Genomic DNA, 21,908 nt, shown 5'->3' with positions numbered 1-21,908 from the left:
TGTGACGACTCGGTTTCAGAGAGCTGATCAGGACTCTCGAACCAAAGATCGCCCTTCAGCGCGCCCTACCGACCACTCGTCGCAAAGATCCAGGACACGACCCGGGAATGTCGGGCTCAGCAGCCCGGAATTTTCGGCTCGGGCAGCGGCACGCCCGGCTTCAGGCCGCGGCGAGGCTGGCCGCCATGCCGAGCAACGCGATCCCGCACCCGCGCTCGAAGAGCCTGCGCGGCCGGGGCCGGGACAGCCATCGGGTCAGCAGCCGGACCGAGGCCACAACGAGCGCCAGGAAGAGCCCGAACAACACGACCACGGTGGCACTGAGCGCGGCTGCCTGCGGGACCGGGTCGGCCGCGGGATCCATCGCCTGCGGGACGATGGTCAGGAACAGCAGCAGCACCTTCGGGTTCAGCACGTTGTTGGTGAGCCCGCGCAGGAACGCCGCGCGTGGCGTGCGGACCTTCCCGGTCCGGACCGCGGCGCTGGGAGCCGCACCGCGTCCGGCCTTCACCAGCACGCTGATCCCCAGGTAGATCAGGTACGCGGCACCGATGATCTTCACCGCGGTGAACGCGGCGGGCACCGCGACGAGCACGGCGGACAGCCCCGCGGTGGCGGCCACCGAGTGCACGACGAGCCCGCTGGTGCAGCCGGCCGCGGTCCACCATCCCCGTCGCCGGTCCAGCACCGCGTTGCTGGTCACCAGGACGAAGTCGGGCCCGGGCACGATGAGGATCACCAGCATCGCCGCCAGGAACGACCCCCAGTGGATGTGCCCCCACACCAGATCCATTCCGACACACCTCCCCGCACGCTCGTCTCGACATGGGGAGGATGCGTGCCCGGAGCGGTCCTTCGCCCGGTTGCCCGTACCGTGCACGACTATGAGCGATTTCGTCGAACTGGATTCGGTCGACTGGCGAATCTTGGAGGAGTTGCAGAACGACGCCTCGATCGCGAACAAGGATCTGGCCGCCAGGGTGGGCGTGGCTCCGTCGACGTGCCTGGACCGGGTGCGGCGGTTGCGGGACAGCGGGGTGGTGACCGGCTACCGCGCGGAGATCGATCCGCGTGCCGTCGGGTTGGGGCTGGAGGCGATCGTCTCGGTCAACGTACGGCCGCACTCCCGGGAGGTGGTCGACCCGTTCCGGCGATTCGTGCTGTCGCTCCCGGAGACCCGGGCGTTGTTCCACGTCAGCGGGCAGGCGGACTTCCTCATCCACATCGCGGTCGAGGACAGCCGGCACCTGCAGCGCCTGCTGGTGGACAAGGTGGCCAGCCGCCCAGAGGTGCGGAACCTGACCAGCTCGATCGTGCTGGAACGCGTCCACACCAGCGCGCTGACCGTGCCCCCGGGACGCCTGCGCGCACCACGCCGCCGCCGGGCCGCACGCTGACGGCTACGGGTCAGACCGCGTGGGCCTCCGGCGGCGCGGTGCGAACGATCACGTCGACCGCGTGGTCGATGTCCGCGACGGTCAGGTCCGCCCGCGCCGTCAACCGCAGTCGGGAGACCCGGTCCGGCACCGACGGCGGGCGGAAGCAGCCCACCGCGACCCCGTGGTCCCGGCACGCCGCGGCCCACTCCACCGCCGCCTGCGGCGAGGGCGCCCGCACCGACACCACGGCCGCCGCCGGCTCGCTCACCGCCAGGCCCGCCGTACCCAGTCGGCACGCCAGCTCCCGCGCCACCGCGCACACCCGTTCGGCCAGCTCCGGCTGATCACGCAGCAGATGCAACGCACCCAGCGCCCCGCCAGCGGCAGCCGGTGCGAGCCCGGTGTCGAAGATGAACGTGCGAGCCGTGTCGACGAGATGGTCGATCACCCGTCGCGGGCCGAGCACCGCACCGCCCTGTGCGCCCAGCGACTTCGACAACGTCACACAGGTGACCACGTCCGGCGCTCCGGCCAGTCCGGCCGCCCACACCGAACCGCGGCCGCCCTGCCCGAGCACTCCGAGCCCGTGCGCGTCATCGACCACCACGGCGGCGCCGTGCTCCCGCGCGACGGCGGCCAGCTCCCCCAACGGCGCCAGGTCGCCGTCCACCGAGAAGACCCCGTCGGTCACGACGAGGGCCCGCCGCAACGTCCGCCCGGCAAGGGCGTCCCGCACCGCGTCCGGATCCGCGTGCGCCGCCACCTGTGTGTGCCCGCGCGACAGCCGGCAGCCGTCGATCAGCGAGGCATGGTTGTACTCCTCGGACACGATCAGCGTGCCCGGGCCGGCGAGCGCCGCCAGCACCCCGAGATTCGCGGTGTAGCCGGAGGAGAAGACCAGGGCGGCCTCGGCCCCGCAGAAGTCCGCCAGCTCGCGCTCCAGCTCGGTGTGCAGCGTGGTGGTGCCGGTGACCAGCCGGGATGCCGTGGCCCCCGCGCCCCATCGGCGGGCCGCCTCGGCCGCGGCCTCGCACACCCGGGGGTCGCGGGCCAGGCCGAGGTAGTCGTTGCCGGCCAGGTCCAGCACCGGATCGACGACCGGACGCGACCGCAGCCGGCGGGTCAGGCCGGCGCGGGCCCGCGCGGAGGCACGGACGTCGAGCCAGTCGAAGGCCGCGGCGGGGTTGACGGAGGTCACCTGGCCGGCTTCTGTCATGCGCGACAGTGTGGCATCGGTGACGTCCTCATCCGAGTGGCGGGCGTCACGACGGGCCGCGCGGCCGATCGGGTTACGGTCCCCAGGTGCGGACCGTGGACCTCTTCGACGACGCCTTCGTTCGCGATCCGTATTCCGCCATGTCGGCACTGCGGGAGCACACGCCCGTCCACTACGACGACGCCACCGGGTTGTGGCTGGTCAGCCGATACAACGACGTTCGCGACGTCCTGCTGGACGCCGAGACCTTCCGCCCGGACAACGCGCTGACGGCGGTCACCCCGATCCCGGTGCCCGCGCTGCGGGTGCTCGCCCGCGCCGGGTTCGCCCTCCCGCCGACGCTGGCCAACAACGGGACCGAGACGCATCCGGGCCTGCGTCGGCTGGTCGCCCGGTTCTTCACCGTGCCCCGGGTCGCCGACGCGGTGCCGCTGGTCGAGCGGATCGCGGCCGACCAGCTCGCCGCGGTCGAGGCGGAGCTGACCGTCACCGGCGAGTGTGACCTGGTTCCCGCGCTCACCCGGGACCTGCCGTGCCGGGTGCTGCTGACGATGCTCGGCCTGTCCGATGTCGACCTACCGGCGTTGAAGGCGTGGAGCACGGCGTCGCTGGAGCTGTTCTGGGGCAACCCGGACGCCGAGCGGCAGCAGGAGCTGGCCGTGGCGGCCGGCGAGTTCCACCGCTGGCTGGCGGGCCGCGTGCGGGCCGCCGGCCCGGCCGGTGACGACCTGTTCTCCGCCCTGGCCCGGCATCGGCTGCCGGACGGCAGCCCGCTGGGTGTCAAGGAGGCCGTGGGGGTCTGCTACTTCCTGCTGATCGCCGGCCAGGAGACCACCACCCAGCTGCTGTCCACGGCGTTGCGGCGCCTGGTCGCCCGCCCGGAGCTGTGGCGCGCGCTGCCCACCGAGGCGGGGTTGGCCGAGGCGTGCGTGGAGGAGGTGCTGCGCCGGGAGCCACCGGTCACCACGTGGCGGCGGGTCACCTCCCGGCCGACCCGCCTGGGCGGGGTCGACCTGCCGGCCGGCGCACAGCTGTTGCTCATGCTCGCCGGAGCCGGCTCGGACCCGGAGGTGTTCGACGACCCGGAGCGGTTCTGCCCGGCCCGCCCCAACGCCCGCCGCCACCTGGCGTTCGGCCTGGGACGGCATCTCTGTCTGGGTGCGGAGCTGGCGCGGGTGGAGGCCGCCGTGGTGGTGCGTGCGGCTGCCGAGCGCCTACCCGACCTGACGTTGGTCGACGACGACCCGCCCATGCTCAACCTGGTGTCCTTCCGGGCCCCGCTACGCGTCCGAGTCGCATACGAATCGTCATCCGATGGTTAGCAAGGACCACTACCTTTTGTGATCACCTACGCAGAGCCGCATGGGTGCTGACGGAGGGCGGCCATGACGAGGACCACCGACCCGACCATGGCCCTGCGCGACCGGCTCGTCAGCAGACTTGTCGACAAGGGAGCGCTCACCTCCCCGGAATGGCGGGCGGCGTTCCGCGCGGTACCCCGCCACCGGTTCGTCTCCCGGTTCTGCGTCCCCGGCCCGGTCGGGCACTACCTGCATTACGACGCAACCGATCCGGACCGTCGCGGCCGCTCGCTCGCGGCTGCCTACGACGACGTCGCGCTGGTGACCCGCTTTGATGCCAAGGGCGTCGCGACCAGCAGCAGTACGACGCCGAGCCTGATGGCGATCATGCTCGAGGCGTTGGGTGTCGGCGAGGGGCACCGCGTCCTGGAGATCGGCACCGGCACCGGCTACAACGCGGCGCTGCTCTGCCATCGGGTCGGCGAGGAGAACGTCACCACGGTGGACATCGACCCCGAGGTCGCCGACGACGCGCGGAACGCGTTGGCCGCTTTCGGTTTTCGGCCGACCGTGGTGTGCGGGAACGGGGCTGCCGGCTATCCGGATCGGGCTCCCTACGACCGCGTGATCGCCACCTGTGGTGTCAGCTCCGTGCCTTATCCATGGGTGCGACAGGTCAGGCAGGACGGCTCGATCGTGGTCAATGTCGGGTTCGGCCTGGTCCGGCTGCTGCGGTCCGCCGACGGCACCGCCACCGGAGGCTTCCTGCGGGCTCCAGCCGGGTTCGTCGCCATGCGCGAGAGCGCCGATCACGTGGTGTGGACGGGGCGGGACGTGCTGCGTGTCGGATACGGGGAGGGGGCGGTGCGTGGCCACGAGCTGCCGGAGGGCCTGCATCACCCGACGGTCGCCTTTCTCGCCTCGGTGCTGCTGCCCGGTGTCCATCGGGTCACCGTGCACCGCGATCCCGCGGTGCACGTGCTGGTCGACCCGGTGACCGGCTCGTGGGTGCGGGCCGAGGTGACCGCGCCCCGCCACGTCACGCTCGTCGAGGACGGCCCGCGCCGGCTGTGGGACGAGCTGTGCCGGATGGTCGGCGACTGGCACCGGCTCGGCCGGCCGGCACATCACCGCTACGGGCTCACCGTGACCGAGGACCGCCAGTGGCTGTGGCTGGACCGGGCCGACGGGGAGTATCGCTGGGAGATCCCGATCCAGCCGCGATGAGCCGGCCCCCGGGGATTCCTGCCGGTCGGCCGCCAGCGGAGGGCTGTCCGGGCGGGGAGCGGCCAGGACCGGCCGCGGTACCGGCTGGTGCGGCTCGGTGCCGCACACTGGACGGCGTGGTAGCGCTGCGGCGGGTGGTGGAGTCGGTCGGGCCGCCCCTGGCGACGGTGGTGGTCCCGCCGGCCGGCCTGGACGCGCCCGTCGGTGACGTGGTGATCGCCGAGCCGGACGCCCGGCCGGAGACCCACCCCGGCGACCTCGTGCTCGGGGTCGCCGTGACCGGGGTCCCGGCGGCGACCAGGCTGGTCGAGCAGTGCCCCGAGGCGGGCGCGGTGGTGCTGAAGGAGCCCCTGGCCGCCGAGGAGGCGGTGCGGCGCGCCGCCCGGCGATCGGGGGTCGGTCTGCTCTCCGTCGCCCGGCACGCCGCCTGGACCCAGGTGCTGTGGCTGCTGCGCTCGCTGCTGGACCTGGAGGCGACCAGCGCCCCGGACCTGGCCGGGGGCGGTGAGTTCTCCGACCTGTTCACGCTGGCCGACGCGATCGCCGCGGTGGTGGACGCGCCGGTGACGATCGAGGACGCCGGTTCCCGGGTGCTGGCCTACTCGTCCCGGCAGGACCGTGCCGACCCGGCCCGGGTGGCCACGATCGTGGGCCGCCGCGTCCCGGACGCCACCCTGGCGCAGTTCCGGCGGCGGGGCGTGCTGCGCGAGGTGGGCAAGGGCGCCGAGCCGGTGTTCGTGCCCGGGCTGGAGGACGGCACCCTGCCGCGGCTGATCATGCCGGTCCGGGTGGGCTCGGAGCTGCTGGGCTCGATCTGGGCGGTGGTCCCCGGACCGGTCTCGGCCGAGCGGGCCGCGGCGTTCGCCGACACCGCCGCGGTGGTGGCGTTGCATCTGCTCCGGCTGCGGGCCGGCACCGACGTGGAACGCCGGTTGATGCGGGACCGGGCCGTCACCGTGTTGCACGGCTCGGGCGATGTGGCGTCGGCGGCGGCCAGGCTCGGCCTGCGCGCGGGCTCGCACCGGGTGGTGGCCTTCGGGCTGCGCGGGTCGGGCGCCGCCCTGGCCGAGCAGGACGAGGCGTTGCGCCTGGCGCTGTGGGAGCGGCTGCGCTCGGCCAGTGGCCTGCCGGCGCGCACCCCGCTGGCCGAGGTCGGCGGCACCGTGTACGCGATCGTGGAGTGCGAGCGGCCCTCGGACGTGGTGCCGAGGTGGGAGTGGTTGTCGCGGGCACTGGCCGAGCTCGCCCCCGGCGTGCAGGTGGTCGCCGGGATCGGTGGCCCGGCCGCGGAGTTCGCCGGCCTGGTGCGGTCCCGGGCGCAGGCCGACGAGGTCGAGGCCCTGCTGCGCTCCTCCCCCGGCCTGGGCCGCTGGGCGCGCTACGAGGAGGTGTGGGCGCGGCTGGTGGTGCGCCGGGTGGCCACCTCCGAGGTGTTGGCCGCGCTGCTGGACGCGGGTCCGGTGCGTGCGCTCCGGGAGCACGACGCTGTCCACGGCACGCAGTACGTGGAGACGCTGGCCGCCTGGCTGGCGCACGCCGGCGACCAGAGCGCGGTCGCGCGCCGGCTGCACGTCCACCGCAACACCCTGCGGTACCGGATGCGCCGGATCGGCGAGATCGCCCCCATGCGCCTGGACGACCCGGACGTGCGGCTCGCGGTCCAGCTCGAGCTGGCTGCGTTCGGTGCCCGGTCCGACCGGGCGTGAAGCGACCTGTGCAGGTTGCACCAACGGCCCCGGGCAGGTTGGTGCGGCCGCGCCGATGACACCCCGCTCGGGTGAACCGACCATCGGGGCAACCAAGAGTTGAGTCTTTTTCCCACAAGGAGTCCCCCGATGAAGGTCGGCGTCCCCCGCGAGGTCAAGAACCACGAGTACCGGGTGGCCATCACCCCGGCCGGCGTGCTGGAGCTCGTCCGGCACGGCCACGAGGTGTTCGTCGAGCAGGGCGCCGGCCAGGGCTCCTCGATCAGCGACGCCGAGTACACCGCCGCGGGTGCGCGGATCCTGCCCACCGCCGACGAGGTGTGGGGCACCACGGACCTGGTGCTGAAGGTCAAGGAGCCGGTCGCCGAGGAGTACCACCGGATGCGGCCCGGCCAGACCCTGTTCACCTACCTGCACCTGGCGGCCTCGCGCGAGTGCACCGACGCGTTGCTGGAGCGCGAGGTCACCGGCATCGCCTACGAGACCGTGCAGCTGCCCAACCGCGCGCTTCCGCTGCTGGCCCCGATGAGCGAGGTTGCCGGCCGGCTCGCCACCCAGGTCGGCGCCGAGACGCTGATGAAGTCCCGCGGCGGCCGCGGGATGCTGCTGGGCGGTGTGCCCGGCGTGCACCCGGCCAAGGTCACGATCCTCGGTGCGGGCGTGTCGGGCATGAACGCCGCCGCGATCGCGGTCGGCATGGGCGCCGACGTGACGGTGCTCGACCTGTCGGTGGACAAGCTGCGCTCCGCCGACGCCCTCTACCACGGCCGCCTGCGCACCGTGACGTCCAACGTCTTCGAGGTGGAGCAGGCCGTGCTGGAGGCCGACCTGGTCGTCGGCGCCGTGCTGGTGCCGGGTGCCAAGGCGCCCAAGCTGGTGAGCAACGACCTGGTGAAGCGGATGAAGCCGGGCAGTGTGCTGGTGGACATTGCGATCGACCAGGGCGGCTGCTTCGAGGACTCGCGGCCGACGACGCACGCCGAGCCGACTTTCCCGGTGCACGACAGCGTCTTCTACTGCGTGGCCAACATGCCGGGCGCGGTGCCGCGCACCTCGACCTTCGCGCTCACCAACGTCACGCTGCCCTACGCCGTCGCGCTGGCCAACTGCGGCTGGCGGGAGGCGTTGCACGCGGACCAGGCGCTGGCGCTGGGCCTGAACACCCACGCCGGCCGCGTCACCAACCAGGCGGTGGCGGAGGCGCACCGCCTCCCGCTGACGACCGTCAGCGAGGTGCTCGCCGGCTGACTCAGTCCATTGGGGGCGCTTCCCCTCCTGCGCCGGGGGGGAAGCGCCCCGTGCGCGTTTCCGGGCCCGGGACCGGGTGTCCGAAGTGGACTTGATCACTCGCGCTGTGTCGGGCGTTGCGTGCTGTCCTGCCGGCGCGGCAACGGGATACCCGTGGGGTCGGGTTGCGGTGGGCGGGTGAGGTAGGGCCCGGACAGCGTGGTGAGCGCGAGCAGTGGTGCGGAAAGGGGTATGAGGACCACGATCGCGGCGGCCCGCCCCGCGGCGAGGAACACGTCGCGCGGCAGCAACCGGGCCCGGCGCACGACAGGCCGGCGCCGCCACGGGACCGACAGCAACAGAAGTAGCCCGACGACCACCACGAAGGCGAGAACGGCACGGCTGGATGCGCCCGGATAGCCCAGCGCATCGGCCACGGTCAGCACCACCAGCCAGCCGAGCGCCGCGGGCAGCACCGCCCGCCGATGAGCGATCGCCCAGAGCGCACCACCGGTCCAGGCGGCGATCCCGACCACCGTCCCCCGGTGCGGGGCGGCGAGCCAGCCGCGCACCGCATCCAGCCAGGCGGTGGGCGCGTCCGCCCACACCAGGCCGGCACGGACGAGACCGAGCGGGGAGCGGCCGCCCCGGAACTGGTCGACCAGCCAGCACAGCCACACCACCGAGAGCAGGGCGCAGAACACGCGTTGCCAGCGGGGCGCGCCGAGGACCCGTTGGACCAGCTCGACCCACTCCGCCCAACCCAGTCGCCCGGACCACGCCACCGGCACACCCCCCGACCCCGCGTCCGGCCACCCCGGGTGGCCACCCTTCGTAGTGTGCCGGTCACAGCACGGATTCGCAGCACCGTTGCGCGAGACACGAGTGCCCCGAGGCCGGTCTCGGTCCGGCCTCGGGGCACGTCGTTTGCGGTGCTCGGGGTCAGTCACCGGTCGCTGTCCGGACAGTGCCGTCGCTGTCCGGACGGCGTCCGGCCAACCGACCGGCCCGTGTCGGATCAGTTCCGGCGACGCAGAACCGCCCGCACCCGTGGGAAGGCGAGCGCGGCAACGCCACCGGTGAGCAGCACCGCGGCGAGAGTGATCAGCCAGCCGGGGTCCGCGCCGGTGGAGGCGAGCCCGCCGCCGGGCGGCGCGTCGTCACCCGGCGCCGGGGCGGCCATCGGGGTGGGTGATGGGTTGCTCGTCGAACCGGGCCGGCTGGAGGCGGTGGGCGGGGTGCTGTTCGGGGTGACGGCCTCCGCCGGAGCGGCCGGGGTCGTGTCGGCGGGCTCCGCGGGGGAACCGGGCCGCTGCGCGGGCGTGACCGGCACGCTCGTCGGCGCGGGACGGGCCGGCTGGGCACAGGCGAACCAGTGGCTGATTTGAGCGGGCTTGCCGCTGGGGTTCATCGGCGAGTGCAGCCGCTTCCACGGCAGGTCACCCAAAGCGGAGGGCAGGTAGCTGTTGTAGGCGTTTCCGCCCTTCACCACGACACCGGTGATCGTGTGGCCATCCGGGACCTCGGTGATGTCGAGGTAGGTGTTGGTCTCGTCGACCGTATAGGTCACGTCGATCTTCTTGCCGACGAGGTTGACGTCGGAGCAGCTGGTCGCGTTGCCCGGGGAGGCCACGGCGCGGGGGTCGCCGGACTTCGGGGACGCGATCGGGTCGGCGAGGGCGAGGCCGGGCGTCAGGCCGGTGCACACGAGGCCGGCCACGGCCAGCGCACGGCCGAGGGCGGACAGCACGGAATGGTGCTGCATCGGGGTTTTCTCCTGAGATGTCGGGTTTCAACGGTGTCCGGGGGGGGCGGACTCCGGGAAGCTTCCGCCCAATCAATGGATTCGGCACGCAGAAGGTTCGACGGTTGACCGGTTCGTTAGTCCTTTGTTGCAGAACAGGACTGCGACCGGGTGAGGACGGGGTGCTCCACCCAGCGGCGACCGGGTGGGCCGGGGTGTCGGGGACGTGGTGGCTGAGCCGGCGTTGCGGGAGCGCTGGAGGTCACGGCGGGCGCGCTCCTGGCTCGATGGAGCGCACCCGGAGGACAGGCCGAGGTGTTCACTCCGGCCGGCAAACCGAGAATCGCGCTGGTCGCCGCAGTACGCGCTCGGTGGCGGCCCGGTCGACCGTGCTCAGCGCCTCGGTGTGCAGGTCGCGGGGCGCGTCCTCGGCCAGTTCGCCCCGCGGGAACCAGTAGCCAAGACGGTCTGCGCGCACGGCCTGAACGCCGGGTTCGGAGGGGCTGGCCCGTCAGGACGCGGCCTGCTCGCGCGATGCCTCGCCGTTGCCCGCGGTGTCCGGCCGGGCCCGCTGGGCGGTCTCGTCCAGTTTCTCGGTCAACCGGTTGACGAGCTGCTCGACCCGCTCGGGGTCGGCATCACCGAGCGCCTCGCGCACGACCGTCGCGACGGTGGGCTTGAGCTCCTCCACCAGCCTGTGCACCTCGATCAACCGCTGTTCCACGCGATACAGGGCCAACGCCTGCGCACCGGCGTGCCGGACCCCCTCGATGCCGTGCTGCCACCACTCGTAGATCTCGACCAGGCGTCGGCGGTCGTCTTCGGTGAACATGTCGTCCTCGCCCTCCGTCAGCTCGCTCAGGGGACGCATCGCCCGGTTCATGTCCACGCTCCCGGCGATGCCGTTCACCCTCCCGGAGCTGGTGTACTGGTGCATCACCACACGAGGGGTCACGTGGCCGGGCTGGCCGGGCGCGCGCCCGTAGTGCGCCACCCACCACCAGATGTTGTTGGCGTCGGCCCACGGCTCACCGAGGTGGCCGAGCAGGAAGTTGGTGGAGGCGTAGACCATCACCCGGTGCCGGCCCAGCCGGTCGCGCAGGCGCGCGACGAAAGCCGCGCACCACGCACGCAGGTCCCCGCCGGTGAGCTCGATGTCCAGGCAGGGCGGCAGGAAGCCCGGTCCGTGCGCACCCAGCCGGTGGAGGTGGCGGGCGAAGGAGTCCGCTTCGGCGGTGGGTGCGTTGCCGGTGTCGGGGCGGGCGAAGTGGTACAGGCCCGGCGCCAGCCCGGCGCCGCGTGCGCCCTGGAACTGCGAGTCCAGCGTCGGGGAGGTCCAGCCGACGCCCTCGCTGGCCTTGATGTAAGCGAACTCGATGCCCGCGCCGCGAACCGTACCCCAGTCCGGGTTGCCCTGGTGCGACGACACGTCGATGCCGGTGCTCACGCGCTCCTCCCTTCGCAACGCCGGGGACGGCGATGTTCGGGTGGCTGTGCGCGAGTGTGCCCGCCAGTCCCCGGACAATCGCGGAGGAGGAAGCCGAAATAACCCGGAGGGCCCAGGGAAGTCGCATGAATGACCGACCATGTTCGGGTGAGACGAACGTGGTCTGCTGGAGCAGGCCCGGCATGAACCCATCGGGAGCGAGCCGCCCCCCGTTACATCCAGTGTGGACGAGCGTGTTTGCCCGTGGGCGGTCGAGCTGTCAACCCCTTTTCATTTCCTGTGGACAACCGTCGAGAGCTGTGGATCGACATTATTGCCAGCGTCGCGTTCGCGGTAGGCTCGGCTGGGGCTCGCCCCCCGAGGCGGGAGGGGACTACCTTCGCACTGGCTGCAGAACCCCGACGACGCCACCCGGCTTTCCGGGCCGAGCACCGCACGTGTGCCGGGCCAGGCAGTTGGCGTGCCTGCGGTAGGAAGGGCGTATGCCGAAGTCGGGCCAGAGCGGGGTGGTCCTCCCCGTGCCAGCAGCAGATCCCGTGCTGGATCGAGTACGGGAACGCTACCCCGGCCTGGTCCGGGAGGTCCCGGCCCACGTCTCGGTGCTCTACCCGTTCCTGGACGTGGACGTACTCACGCCGGATGACCTCACCGCGCTCGACGACATCTTCACCAGCCAGGCCCCACTCGACGTCAGCTTCGCCACCTGCGCCGGCCACGGCGGTTTCGTGTACCTGCCACCCGAGCCGGTCGAGGCGCTCGATGCCCTGTCCGTCGAAGTCCAGGAACATTGGCCACAACTGCTGCCCTACGGCGGCGCGTACGGACGGCCACGGCCGCATCTCACCATCGTGATGGGTGCCGACGAACCCACCGCCGCACGCGTCAGCGAGGACGTGCGAGCGCACCTACCGCTACACGCCACCCTCGGCGAGGCGTGGCTGGTCGTGTTCACCGATCATTGGTCGGTTCACCGCCGTTTTCGCCTGGACGGCCGGTAAAGAACGTCAACGTGCGGGCTCGACGGACGCCGCCTCGCGGGCAAAGGCCCGGGAAACCCGTGTGAGCCACGCTGTCTCACCACCGAGGTCGTGTTCCGGCCCGGCTTCGGCGGGAACAACACCTTCGACAACGGCGATGCCCTCTGCTCGCCGCCGCAGGGCGAGCGCGATGCCGGCCGCCTCCACGGCGGCATCGAGGTCGGTGTCGGTGAGCCCGGTCTCGCTCGCACGAGCACGATGCCCCGCGGTGGCCGCAGGATCGCGGTAAGGGTGCAGCAGGAGCAGGCCGTCCCTGATCTCGATGACCCGTCGATACAACCGGAAGTCCATGTCCCGACGGGGAATCCGGCCCTCGACGGCCTGCGGTGAGGTGAGCGCGATCTCCGGGAAGGCGTCGTGGAGCGCCCGCCACAGCGGGTGCAACCGACGGAAGGCACGCCACCGGCTCGGCCAGAGCACGGCGGACTCCAGCCGGGGCCCCACCGCCGGCACCGCCGCACCGAGGATGATGCCCAGCACCGCCAGCGCGGGCATTCCCACGGCGAACGTGCAGTCGACCGTGGCGAACGGCCCCGCGCACCTCGGTTCGGCGATCGTCCCGGCGACGAGCTCGTCGACGATCAGCACCACCTTGTGCACGAGGTAGGCGACGCCGAGCGTGCACCCGATCGCCATAACGGCCAGGCCGATCCGCAGGTAGCGACGGCTGTAGCGGATCGAGCGCATGCACAGCCAGAACACGTCACCCACGGCCGCACCGAGGTAGGCGGCGTAGACGAGGGGGTAGACGGCCAGCATCGGCTGCTCGTGGTAACGGAAGAGGCCGAGGCCCTCCGGCGGGTCGCTCAGCAGGAAAGCCGTCACCATCACCGCGAGGGCGACGAGCAGGGCCACCAGCCGCGGTCGGACCCGGGCGCGGACCTCGTCCGCCGGATGCGCCACGTACAGCATCAGGTTGAGGAAGCTGAAGGCCGCGACCAGCGTGCAGACGTTGGACAGCAGCCGGCCGAGGCTGGGCAGGATCCGGCTGAGCACCTCCTGGCTGCCCGGGGCGAGGAAGACGAAGGCGCTGCCCAACGCCACCAGGATCACCGTCATCGGCCGGTGGGTGGGCTTGCGCCGGCCCCGCCGGCCGGAGGTCATCAGCAGCACGGCCAGGGCGTAGGCGACCAGGGCGACCGCAAGGAAGAGCAGGTCGACCATGAGGCTACGGCCCGAAGATGTCCTCGACGCGCGCCAGCCGCGCGGCGAGGTCGGGCGGAAGCGGGCGATCGGTGAGCTGCGAGCGGCGTTGCTCGGCGTGCTGCATGATCAGGCAGGCGATCATCTCGGCCTCCTGCTCCTCGGTGCTGGAGTAGGCGGACCGACCGAAGAGGTGCTTGATCAGCTCCGGGCGCACGTGCGGGGCCAGCCGCTGGGCGTCGCCCACGGTGAGCAGGCACTCCCCCTGGTGTTCGGAGATCATGTGCCCGATCTCGTGCAGGATGATGTGGTCCTGGTGCAGCGAGCTGGTCTGCGTGGCGTAGGCGATGACGTCACGGTCGCGCTCGGCGATCCACATCCCGCACGTGCCGCCCGCGACGTGGGCGGTGGGCTGCAGCCGGATGGGCCGACCGCGGTCCCGCTCCAGCCGGTCCAGCAGCACGTCGAGATCGAACGGGACGGGGAGACCGATCCGGGCGTCCAGATCGCGCACCCGGGCCGCGCTGCGTCGCCGGAGCTCGTCGTATCTCACGACCTGCTCACTCCTCCCGAGGAGCGGGCTGCGGGGTGGAGCCCACGCGCGGGCGAGCCGCATGCAGGCGACGCGACCCATGTCGCGTCGATTATCGGTCATCCTGTCACGAGTCCCCGCGTTCCTCCTCGCCCGTTCGGCGGCGGCGATCCGAGCGGTTCTCGTACCGACCCAGCTCGGCGATGATGGCCGCGACCGAACGGCGTGCCTCCGGGCTCAGCCGCATGGTGCGCAACGCCACGTCGCGCACCTCGGCGTCGCGCATGGCCTGGAGGAACTCGATCTCCTCGTCGACAATGCGGGCCTGCTCGTCGTCGAAGAAGTAGGCCACGGGCACGCCGAAGAACCCGGCCAGTGCCTCCAAATGGTTCTTGGTGGGGTTGTCCCGCAGGCCCTTGCGCAGTTGCCAGAGGTAGGCCGCCGAGATGGTGGGACCGCCCCGCGCCTTGATCGCCTGGGCGACCTCCTCGTGGGTGTAGGGGCCGCGGCCGGCCGGATGGACCACGCGCAGCAGGTGGTCCAGCTTCTGCGCCAGCGTTCGTCGCTCCGCCATCGCCGTCCATCCCTTCCGCACCGACCCGCTGCCGGCTGTCCGCCCCCGGTACCCGGCCCCGCCGCCGGACCCCACTGCCCCTCCGCCGCGCGCCCGGACGTGCGACGAAGCACCCCGGGCGCGACCACCGGGGCCGGTGTGGGTGCCGGCCCCTCAGCGTAGCCACGGAGGTCGCCTGACGTAACTACTAGCTTATGTGCCCCTCGTGCTACTAAGCTGCCATAAATGGGTGAACCGGTCCGGCTCCCACTGGGGGTGGAGTTTGGCTCGGCCGCCCGTTGTGGGGAGGGGAGCCGCCGCGCCCGGCCGCCGCGGGCGCGGCGGCCACCACACGTGTCCCGCCCGCGGAGCAGTTGCGCGCCCCGAACCACCGAACGACGGAGTTCGAGCGACCGCGAACGCGGCGGCGCCGGGAAACCGGCGCAGGTTGCCGGGATATCAGCGAACGAGACGGAAGAGAGGGGGCCGGCCAGAGTCCGCGACTGGGGGTTCCGCGCCTGGCCGGCCTCCCGACCTAGCGGCAGCGCGAGGGGGAGGCGCGCGCCGCGAGGGACACTCTACGCCATGATCGCGTCCGCCACGCACGGTATGGGCGGAGTCCGTGCGGTCATCGCTGGAAGTGGCGTGCGCCAAGGCATGAAGCCGCAGCTTTCCGGCTTCGCCGGCACGCGGTCATTTCCCGCCCCGCTTTGCCCACAGGACACTGTTTCCGCAGCGCAGCAACGGTGTGGGCGCGGAGGCCCGGTTCCGATGCACAATCCGCAGCTCGCAGGTGGCAACCGGGGCGCGCGTCGCAGTGGTGCTACGCCGCGTGGCAGGGCGCAACCTCCACTACGACCTCTACGACAACTACGACCTCAGGGCGCTGCGTCGATGCCGCGGGCACCGGAGGCGGGAGAGGGCCCTACACGGCGCTTCTCGGAAACATCGTCCCCGCTCGCGGTGTCGTTCACCTGTGGGTCTCCTGCCGCCTCGAACGACGCGAACCGGGTCTTCACCACCACACGCCTCACCCGAGCGCCGGCCTGTTCCCGTAGTGCACGGAATCGCCATAATTGGCGCGAAGCCGCCTGACGGTGAGGATCACCGTTTCCACGTAGTTGCCAACCCGGATCGTGTCCTTGTTCGATCGGAACAGACCTTTCGACGTAACCACCTTGGTTCCCTCGGACGCCACACCGACTGCCGTATTGCTCCGCACGGCGGGTGATGAAAGATTTCAGTCACGGTTAGCATGATCTGGGGCGCGCGATCACATTGTGACGGGTTGGGAGACTCGCATGCGCAAAATAGCGTTCGTACTCGGCCTGGCATTGGTGCTGTTGGCCGCACCACTACAGGCACAGGCCACATACCCCAAGATCACGGATCCGCCGAAGGACAAGATTGTCATCGAGCTGGTGACGATCAACGGTTCCGGGTGCAAGCGGGGGACCGCCGAGGTGGCGACCTCGCCGGACAACACCGCGTTCACCGTGACCTACAGCGAATACCTCGCCCAGGTCGGCGTGGGTGCCAAGCCGACCGACTTCCGGAAGAACTGCCAGCTCAACCTGCTGGTGCACGTGCCGCACGGGTTCACCTACGCGATCGCCAAGGCCGACTACCGCGGCTTCGCCCACCTGGAGAAGGGCGCGACGGCGCTGCAGCGGGCGAGCTACTACTTCCAGGGGATGTCGCCGACGGCACGCGAGGACTACCACCTCAAGGGCCCGATCAGCGACAACTGGCAGGCGACCGACGTCACCGACGTGGCACAGCTCGTCTATCACCCCTGCGGCGAGAAGCGTAACTTCAACATCAACACCGAGCTGCGGGTGAACGCGGGAACGTCGGACCCGAAGAGCACGACGAGCTTCATCGCCATGGACTCGACCGACGGAAGCATCAAGACGACCTACCACTTCGCGTGGAAGCGTTGCTGATTCTTCAAACATCAAAAGAATCATGTTCACCCGCAGAAACTGACTAGTCCGTTCGAGGGGCAGGCACGACTCGGGTTGACCGCGGTTGTTGTCAACCGCTATGGCCCGCCGAGCGTGCCTGCCCCGACCAGTGGGCGAATCCGGACCTCCGGCCCACCGCAGCCCCACCCACCTCGTCGCGCGTGAGTGCTCGTCGGTGCCTGACATCGCCGGCGCCAGGTCCAGCCGTGACAGCGACCCCCGACCTGATTTCGGGAACGACGGGACTGATTCGAAAATCACGGTGCCTGCCCCATGCACCGTAGGCACTGCCGGCGAAATGCCGCCGGAGGATCTCCGCCTCGCGGCACGCGGGGTGCGACCATCCCGACCTGCCGATCCAGCCGCGCGAAACAGGGACTTTCGCCAGCGTATCTACCCAGGACGATCAGGAACGTTCCACCGGAGTCGACGGACGCGGGAGAGCGAGAGTTTTTCTCCCCGTGGAATCGCCATCGCGTCCCCTCCCCCATCTCCAGTGGGGTCCGTCGCGCGTGACAGCCCGGAGGCCCCGCCTCCGCGCGCCGGGACGCGGGCGCCTCGCCAGGTGCGGAACAGCGACGACGCCGCCACCCCGAGCAGGACCACCACCGTCCGCACCCGCTCGGTGACGGCACGTGCCCGGTACCCAGAATATCGCCGGCCCCCGGCGAACACTGTTTTCGTACTCGACATATCAGGCTTACCGGATGTCAACACGCGATCCGACCGGAAAGACAGCGTGAGACAAAGGTAATTCAACAGTAAAAGAACACCGGGCCAGTATTCAACCACACAGAACGGTTGGCGACGCAAGGACCGCTATGTATGATTCGGCGCGTTCGTAGCTGTCAAATGTGGATCTCGGGAGATCGTTTTTCCCGCATTGGTTGAGGAACGCCTACGACGGCCTGTTGACTTGGGGGACAGCCGTGAGTTCTTCGTCGTCCGCCGGCCAGCAGCTCGTTCCCTCGGCCGCGGCCGAGGGAACCGGCATCCTGGTCGATCCCCGCAGCATCGGTGACCTGCGCGCAGAACTCCAGCTGGTGGAGTCCGCCGGGATGCGCTGGGACCTGCTCGCGGGCACCGACGCCGGCCGGGGCACCGAGCTGGTGCTCACCGCCGGCTCGCACCGCGACATCAACCAGGCGATGCGGATCGTCCGCACCGCCACCTCGGTCGTGGTCGTGGTGCCCGACCTCGACGGCCGCCTGTCGGCGTTGTTCATCGAAGCCGGCGCCATGGCCGTCTGGAACCGTCTTGTCGACCCACGGGGCCTCCCGGCACTGCTGCGCCGGCTCGCCAGCCGGGAACCCCGGGAACCCGCGCTCCGGGCCGACGAGCTCCAGCTGCTGTCCCTGCTGTCCACCGACGCGACCATGCGGGACATCGCCAAGCAGTTGTTCATCTCCGAACGCAGCTTCTACCGCAGGCTCAAGAGCCTGTACGTCAAGCTCGGCGTCTACAGCCGGTCCGAGGCTGTCTACCGCTACCTGGACGGACACCACCCGCATGTCCCAACGCTAGCGAGCATCCGTCCCCGGATCCGATGACATTTGTAACCACTCCGCGGGACGGATGTCATGCATGATCGGTGACGGAGCCCATCGGTGCGGGCGGGCCGGCCCGCATAGCTTCAGGATGTGACCACAGTGGATGTTGGGATGACACCGGTACGCGTCGGCACCGCGATCACCTTGCGGGGCTTGCGCAAACGCTACGGCGACGTGGTGGCCGTCGACGGCGTGGACCTAGTCGTCGCCCCGGGAGAGGTTGTCGCCCTGCTCGGTCCCAACGGGGCAGGCAAGTCGACCACGATCGACATGCTCCTGGGACTCACCGCACCGGACGACGGCGACGTCAGCGTGTTCGGGCTGGCCCCGCACGAGGCGGTGACCCGCGGTGTGGTCGGCGCCATGTTGCAGGAGGCCGCGCTGCCGGAGGACGCCACGGTCGCCGAGGTTGTCGGCATGGTCGGATCCCTGCACGACGATCCGCTGCCCACCGCGGAGGTTCTGCGTCGGTCGGGGATCGTGGATGTGGCCAACCGGCGCTGTGCCAAGCTTTCCGGTGGGCAGCGGCAACGCACGCGGTTCGCGATCGCGCTGGTCGGCAACCCCGACCTGCTCGTGCTGGACGAGCCGACGACGGCGATGGACGTCTCCGCACGCAAGGAGTTCTGGACCTCCATGCGGGAGTTCACCGACCAGGGCCGTACCGTGTTGTTCGCCACGCACTACCTGGAGGAGGCCGAGGAGTTCGCCGACCGGGTGGTGCTGATGCGCGGCGGCAAAATCGTCGCCGACGGCACGGTGGCCGCGGTCCGCGAGGCCGCGTCCGGGCGTACCGTTCGCGCGACCCTGCCCGGAGCCGACCGGGAGCGGCTGGCCGCGCTGCCCGGGGTCACCGCCGCCTCGGTGCGCGGTGACCGGATCGAACTGGTCTGCACGGATGCGGACGCCGCCGCCCGCGCCCTGCTCATCGAGTTCCCCCGCGCCAAGGACCTCGAGGTCAGCTCGGTCGGCCTGGAAGCCGCCTTCCTCGCGCTGACCTCCGAACAGGAGCAGCGATGATCCACACCGGCTACCTCGTCTTCGAGCTGCGCCGTACGATGCGCTCGACCCGGTTCCTGGTCTTCACGGTCGCGTTCCCGATCGTGTTGTTCGTCTTCTTCTCGCAGCTGTTCGGCAACGACACCCCCGACAACGCCGCCGGGATCGACTACCACTCGGTGATCATGATCAACATGACCGCGTGGGGTGCGATGTCGGCCGCCCTCTACAGCGGCGCCCGGGTCGCGGTGGAACGGGGCTCCGGCTGGCAGCGGCAACTCCGGTTGACCCCGCTGTCCGGCGTCGGTTACCTGACCGGCAAGGGACTGTCGGGGCTGGGCGTCGCGCTTCCCGTGGTGATCCTGGTACCGCTGGTCGCGATCACCACCCAGGGCGTGCGCCTGTCGGGCGCGCAGTGGGTACAGGCGACCGTGGGAATCTGGCTGGCCGCGATCCCCTTCGCGTTGCTCGGCCTGTTGCTGGGCCAGCTCGGCACGTCGGACTCCATGCAGTCCATCACATCGATGTTGATGATGGTGCTGGCGATCCTGGGCGGGTTGTGGGTGCCGATCGAGGTCCTCCCCGACTGGATGCACCAGCTCGCCAGGGTGTTGCCCAGCTACTGGATGAGCCAGGTCGGCCGCAGCGCGGTGGACCACCACGAGGCGCTGTCGAGCTGCGCGCTGGTGCTGGCGGTGTGGACGGTGGTGCTCGGTGGCCTGGTGGCGCTGCGTTATCGCAGGGACAGCGCACGCGGATGAGTCAGGGCGCCGTTCCGAACGTGTTCGAGCGGGCGTGGTGGTACACGTGGCCGCAGTGGCGGTCGATGCGCGGCCGATGGGCCCCCGGCCGCGCGTGGCGGACCATCGCTGCCGCACCGTTCGCGATCTACCTCGTGGGGCCGGTCCACCAGGTGTTGTCCGAGCCGTATCCGACGTGGCTAGGCGCGGTGGTCGTGCTCGACGCCGTGTTGTACGCGGCGTGTTGGCTGACCATGCTGGTCCTCGGCCCCGCGGCCGGCCACCGTGCGCGGCTCGTCGGTTCGGGGACGCTCCTCGTGCTGGGATTGCTGCTCGGGGTGTTGCTCGGTCCACGTTTCCTGCTGTACCTGACGTTCACTGTCAGCGTGGCGCTGATGGTGCTGCCGCGGTTGATCAGCATTCCGATGACCGTCGGGTCGGTGCTGGTCCTGCTGGTCTCCACGGCGATCGTGGACGGGCGACCGGACGTGGAGTCCGCCCTGGTCCTCGGTGCGGTTGCCGCTGCCACCTTCGGCATCTCCGCGCTGATCTGGACCAACGCGGATCTGCGCGCGGCCAGGGACGAGATCGCGGAGCTCGCGGTGGCCCAGGAGCGGGCCCGGCTCAGCCGGGACCTGCACGACGTGATGGGCCACAGTCTGACCACGATCAAGCTGAAGGCCGGGCTGGCGCGGCGGATGTTGGAGGACGGGGTGGACCCGCAACGTCCGGTGGCCGAGCTACGCGCCATCGAGGAGTTGGCCGGCAACTCGCTGGCCGAGGTGCGCGCCACCGTCTCCGGCTACCGCAAGCCCTCCCTGGCCGCGGAGCTGGTCAACGCCGGGGCGGCGCTGCGGGCGGCGGGGATCGAGGCGGAGCTGCCGCGCAGCATCGACGAGGTGGACCCGGTCGTGCGCGAGGCCTTCGCGTACGTACTGCGGGAAGGGGTGACCAACGTGATTCGGCACAGCGGGGCCAGCCGGTGCCGGGTGGCGCTGACGAGGTCGAGCATTGAGGTGGCCGACAACGGCAACGGTCGCCCGACCGGGCCGGGGGCCGGTAACGGGCTGCTCGGGCTCACCGAGCGGATGGCGGCCGTGCGGGGGAGCCTGGACGTGGAATCGGTGCCGGGCCAGGGATTCCGGCTCAGGGCGGCGCGGTGATCAGGATCCTCCTCGCCGACGACCAGGCACTGGTGCGGGGCGCGTTGTCCGCGCTGCTGGGCCTGGAACGGGACATGGAAGTCGTTGCCGAGGTCGGCACCGGGGACGACGTCCTTTCCGCCGCCGAACGCACCAGACCGGACATTGCCCTGCTGGACGTGCAGATGCCCGGTCTGAACGGGATCGACGCGGCGGCCCGGCTGCGGCAGGCCGTGCCGTCCTGCCGGGTCATCATCTGCACCACCTTCGGTCGTCCCGGTTACCTGTCCCGTGCGATGGCGGCCGGCGTGGCGGGTTTCGTGGTCAAGGAATCCTCGCCGGAGAGCCTGGTCGACGCGGTTCGCCGCGTCCACGGCGGACTCCGTGTGGTTGACCCGACTCTTGCGGCCGAATCACTGGTCAACGGAAACTCCCCGTTGAGTGAACGGGAACGGGAGATCCTCAGTGCCGCCTCCGATGGTGCGACCGTCGCGGAGCTGGCCAGGAGACTGAACCTGTCCGAGGGCACCGTGCGGAACAAGATATCCTCGGCGATCGGAAAAACCGGCACGCGAACCCGCGCCGAAGCCATCAGAACGGCCGAGGAGAACGGCTGGCTCTAGGTGAGAAGTGGTCGATACCGGTTACGTGCAGCTTCCTCGAAGCACCCGCAACGGGCGCCACGAGCTACACCGGGTGTGTGCGAGCCGTGGCAACCCTCGACACGATCGTCCCCTGAATCCTGCGAATCAACTCGATACGTCGGAACCGCTGCCGACCCGCAGCGACGAACCCGTCTCGATTCTCCCGGGTCCGACCCCACGTCATCCCGCTGACCTGCGCTTTCTTCCCCAGATCGGGCCGAGCGCACCGCTGGCGATCAACGGCACCAGGATGTACCAGAACGTGTGGTTCTTGACCATCAGCACGATAGCGACAGCCCATATCGCGACGAGCGCGATCCCCAGCAGCCTCTTCCCCATGTCGCGTCCCTTCGT

The 21,908-nt window shown here is 70.8% G+C and carries 22 protein-coding genes; 12 read left to right on the top strand and 10 right to left on the bottom strand.

Annotated elements, in window-relative coordinates:
* Positions 1–160: 160 nt before the first annotated feature.
* On the bottom strand, positions 161–793 hold the full coding sequence (locus IEY55_RS17125; RefSeq protein WP_189059027.1) for a LysE family translocator: 633 nt from the start codon (positions 791–793) through the stop codon (positions 161–163).
* 91 nt (positions 794–884) lie between these two features.
* Between IEY55_RS17125 and IEY55_RS17120 the strand changes: the two genes are divergently transcribed.
* Positions 885–1,397: an Lrp/AsnC family transcriptional regulator gene (locus IEY55_RS17120; RefSeq protein ID WP_189059025.1), complete on the top strand. Its 513-nt coding sequence runs from the start codon at positions 885–887 to the stop codon at positions 1,395–1,397.
* Positions 1,398–1,407: 10 nt separating this feature from the next.
* On the opposite strand, the gene IEY55_RS17115 is transcribed toward IEY55_RS17120, so the two are convergent.
* Positions 1,408–2,595, bottom strand: coding sequence for an 8-amino-7-oxononanoate synthase (locus IEY55_RS17115; RefSeq protein WP_189059023.1), 1,188 nt, complete (start codon positions 2,593–2,595; stop codon positions 1,408–1,410).
* Positions 2,596–2,681: 86 nt separating this feature from the next.
* Here IEY55_RS17115 and IEY55_RS17110 point away from each other — a divergent pair, with 86 nt between their 5' ends.
* From IEY55_RS17110 to ald, 4 genes are all read left to right on the top strand, one after another.
* Entirely contained in the window at positions 2,682–3,917 is a 1,236-nt protein-coding gene (locus tag IEY55_RS17110) for a cytochrome P450 (protein ID WP_229686471.1), read from the top strand.
* A gap of 63 nt (positions 3,918–3,980) precedes the next feature.
* Positions 3,981–5,123 carry a methyltransferase domain-containing protein gene (locus IEY55_RS17105; RefSeq protein WP_189059021.1) on the top strand — a complete coding sequence of 381 codons (1,143 nt, stop codon included), beginning with the start codon at positions 3,981–3,983 and terminating at the stop codon, positions 5,121–5,123.
* Positions 5,124–5,239: 116 nt separating this feature from the next.
* Positions 5,240–6,829, top strand: coding sequence for a PucR family transcriptional regulator (locus tag IEY55_RS17100; RefSeq protein ID WP_189059019.1), 1,590 nt, complete (start codon positions 5,240–5,242; stop codon positions 6,827–6,829).
* Positions 6,830–6,958: 129 nt separating this feature from the next.
* On the top strand, positions 6,959–8,077 hold the full coding sequence (gene ald, locus IEY55_RS17095) for an alanine dehydrogenase (RefSeq protein WP_189059017.1): 1,119 nt from the start codon (positions 6,959–6,961) through the stop codon (positions 8,075–8,077).
* Positions 8,078–8,172: 95 nt separating this feature from the next.
* Here the strand turns inward: ald and IEY55_RS17090 are convergent, their stop codons facing one another.
* From IEY55_RS17090 to IEY55_RS17075, 4 genes are all read right to left on the bottom strand, one after another.
* Positions 8,173–8,841 (bottom strand): hypothetical protein, encoded by a 669-nt coding sequence (locus IEY55_RS17090; RefSeq protein ID WP_189059015.1) that lies wholly within the window; start codon positions 8,839–8,841, stop codon positions 8,173–8,175.
* A gap of 233 nt (positions 8,842–9,074) precedes the next feature.
* Positions 9,075–9,821, bottom strand: a complete 747-nt coding sequence (locus IEY55_RS17085; protein ID WP_189059013.1) for a hypothetical protein — start codon at positions 9,819–9,821, stop codon at positions 9,075–9,077.
* 298 nt (positions 9,822–10,119) lie between these two features.
* Positions 10,120–10,278 (bottom strand): hypothetical protein, encoded by a 159-nt coding sequence (locus tag IEY55_RS17080; protein WP_189059011.1) that lies wholly within the window; start codon positions 10,276–10,278, stop codon positions 10,120–10,122.
* Positions 10,279–10,311: 33 nt separating this feature from the next.
* On the bottom strand, positions 10,312–11,247 hold the full coding sequence (locus IEY55_RS17075; protein ID WP_189059009.1) for a glycoside hydrolase family 25 protein: 936 nt from the start codon (positions 11,245–11,247) through the stop codon (positions 10,312–10,314).
* A 518-nt stretch (positions 11,248–11,765) separates the two neighbouring features.
* Between IEY55_RS17075 and IEY55_RS17070 the strand changes: the two genes are divergently transcribed.
* The gene (locus IEY55_RS17070) at positions 11,766–12,245 is read left to right on the top strand and encodes a 2'-5' RNA ligase family protein (protein WP_189059007.1); all 480 of its coding nucleotides are present in this window, start codon (positions 11,766–11,768) and stop codon (positions 12,243–12,245) included.
* A gap of 6 nt (positions 12,246–12,251) precedes the next feature.
* On the opposite strand, the gene IEY55_RS17065 is transcribed toward IEY55_RS17070, so the two are convergent.
* The 3 genes from IEY55_RS17065 to IEY55_RS17055 all read right to left on the bottom strand — a co-directional run bounded on the left by IEY55_RS17065 (position 12,252) and on the right by IEY55_RS17055 (position 14,533).
* Positions 12,252–13,448 (bottom strand): MAB_1171c family putative transporter, encoded by a 1,197-nt coding sequence (locus IEY55_RS17065; protein WP_189059005.1) that lies wholly within the window; start codon positions 13,446–13,448, stop codon positions 12,252–12,254.
* A gap of 4 nt (positions 13,449–13,452) precedes the next feature.
* Positions 13,453–13,980: a hypothetical protein gene (locus IEY55_RS17060; RefSeq protein WP_189059003.1), complete on the bottom strand. Its 528-nt coding sequence runs from the start codon at positions 13,978–13,980 to the stop codon at positions 13,453–13,455.
* Between the two features lie 106 nt (positions 13,981–14,086).
* Positions 14,087–14,533, bottom strand: a complete 447-nt coding sequence (locus tag IEY55_RS17055; protein WP_189059002.1) for a helix-turn-helix domain-containing protein — start codon at positions 14,531–14,533, stop codon at positions 14,087–14,089.
* Between the two features lie 1,289 nt (positions 14,534–15,822).
* Here IEY55_RS17055 and IEY55_RS17050 point away from each other — a divergent pair.
* From IEY55_RS17050 to IEY55_RS17025, 6 genes are all read left to right on the top strand, one after another.
* Entirely contained in the window at positions 15,823–16,458 is a 636-nt protein-coding gene (locus tag IEY55_RS17050) for a DUF4360 domain-containing protein (protein ID WP_373290026.1), read from the top strand.
* A gap of 950 nt (positions 16,459–17,408) precedes the next feature.
* Positions 17,409–18,029 (top strand): helix-turn-helix transcriptional regulator, encoded by a 621-nt coding sequence (locus tag IEY55_RS17045; RefSeq protein ID WP_189058998.1) that lies wholly within the window; start codon positions 17,409–17,411, stop codon positions 18,027–18,029.
* A gap of 111 nt (positions 18,030–18,140) precedes the next feature.
* On the top strand, positions 18,141–19,049 hold the full coding sequence (locus IEY55_RS17040) for an ABC transporter ATP-binding protein (RefSeq protein WP_189059201.1): 909 nt from the start codon (positions 18,141–18,143) through the stop codon (positions 19,047–19,049).
* Positions 19,046–19,789 carry an ABC transporter permease gene (locus tag IEY55_RS17035; RefSeq protein ID WP_373290023.1) on the top strand — a complete coding sequence of 248 codons (744 nt, stop codon included), beginning with the start codon at positions 19,046–19,048 and terminating at the stop codon, positions 19,787–19,789. The genes IEY55_RS17040 and IEY55_RS17035 overlap by 4 nt, the downstream gene beginning before the upstream one ends.
* Positions 19,786–20,931 carry a sensor histidine kinase gene (locus IEY55_RS17030; protein WP_229686470.1) on the top strand — a complete coding sequence of 382 codons (1,146 nt, stop codon included), beginning with the start codon at positions 19,786–19,788 and terminating at the stop codon, positions 20,929–20,931. The genes IEY55_RS17035 and IEY55_RS17030 overlap by 4 nt, the downstream gene beginning before the upstream one ends.
* The gene (locus IEY55_RS17025) at positions 20,928–21,533 is read left to right on the top strand and encodes a response regulator transcription factor (protein WP_189058996.1); all 606 of its coding nucleotides are present in this window, start codon (positions 20,928–20,930) and stop codon (positions 21,531–21,533) included. Before IEY55_RS17030 ends, IEY55_RS17025 begins: the two co-directional genes overlap by 4 nt.
* Positions 21,534–21,734: 201 nt before the next feature.
* On the opposite strand, the gene IEY55_RS17020 is transcribed toward IEY55_RS17025, so the two are convergent.
* Positions 21,735–21,893 (bottom strand): hypothetical protein, encoded by a 159-nt coding sequence (locus tag IEY55_RS17020; RefSeq protein ID WP_189058994.1) that lies wholly within the window; start codon positions 21,891–21,893, stop codon positions 21,735–21,737.
* Positions 21,894–21,908: the final 15 nt, after the last annotated feature.

Source organism: Longimycelium tulufanense (assembly GCF_014645795.1).
Lineage (GTDB): Bacteria > Actinomycetota > Actinomycetes > Mycobacteriales > Pseudonocardiaceae > Longimycelium > Longimycelium tulufanense.
The sequence above is the reverse complement of the archived record's forward strand: the minus strand, read 5'-3'. Positions and strand labels throughout refer to the sequence as shown.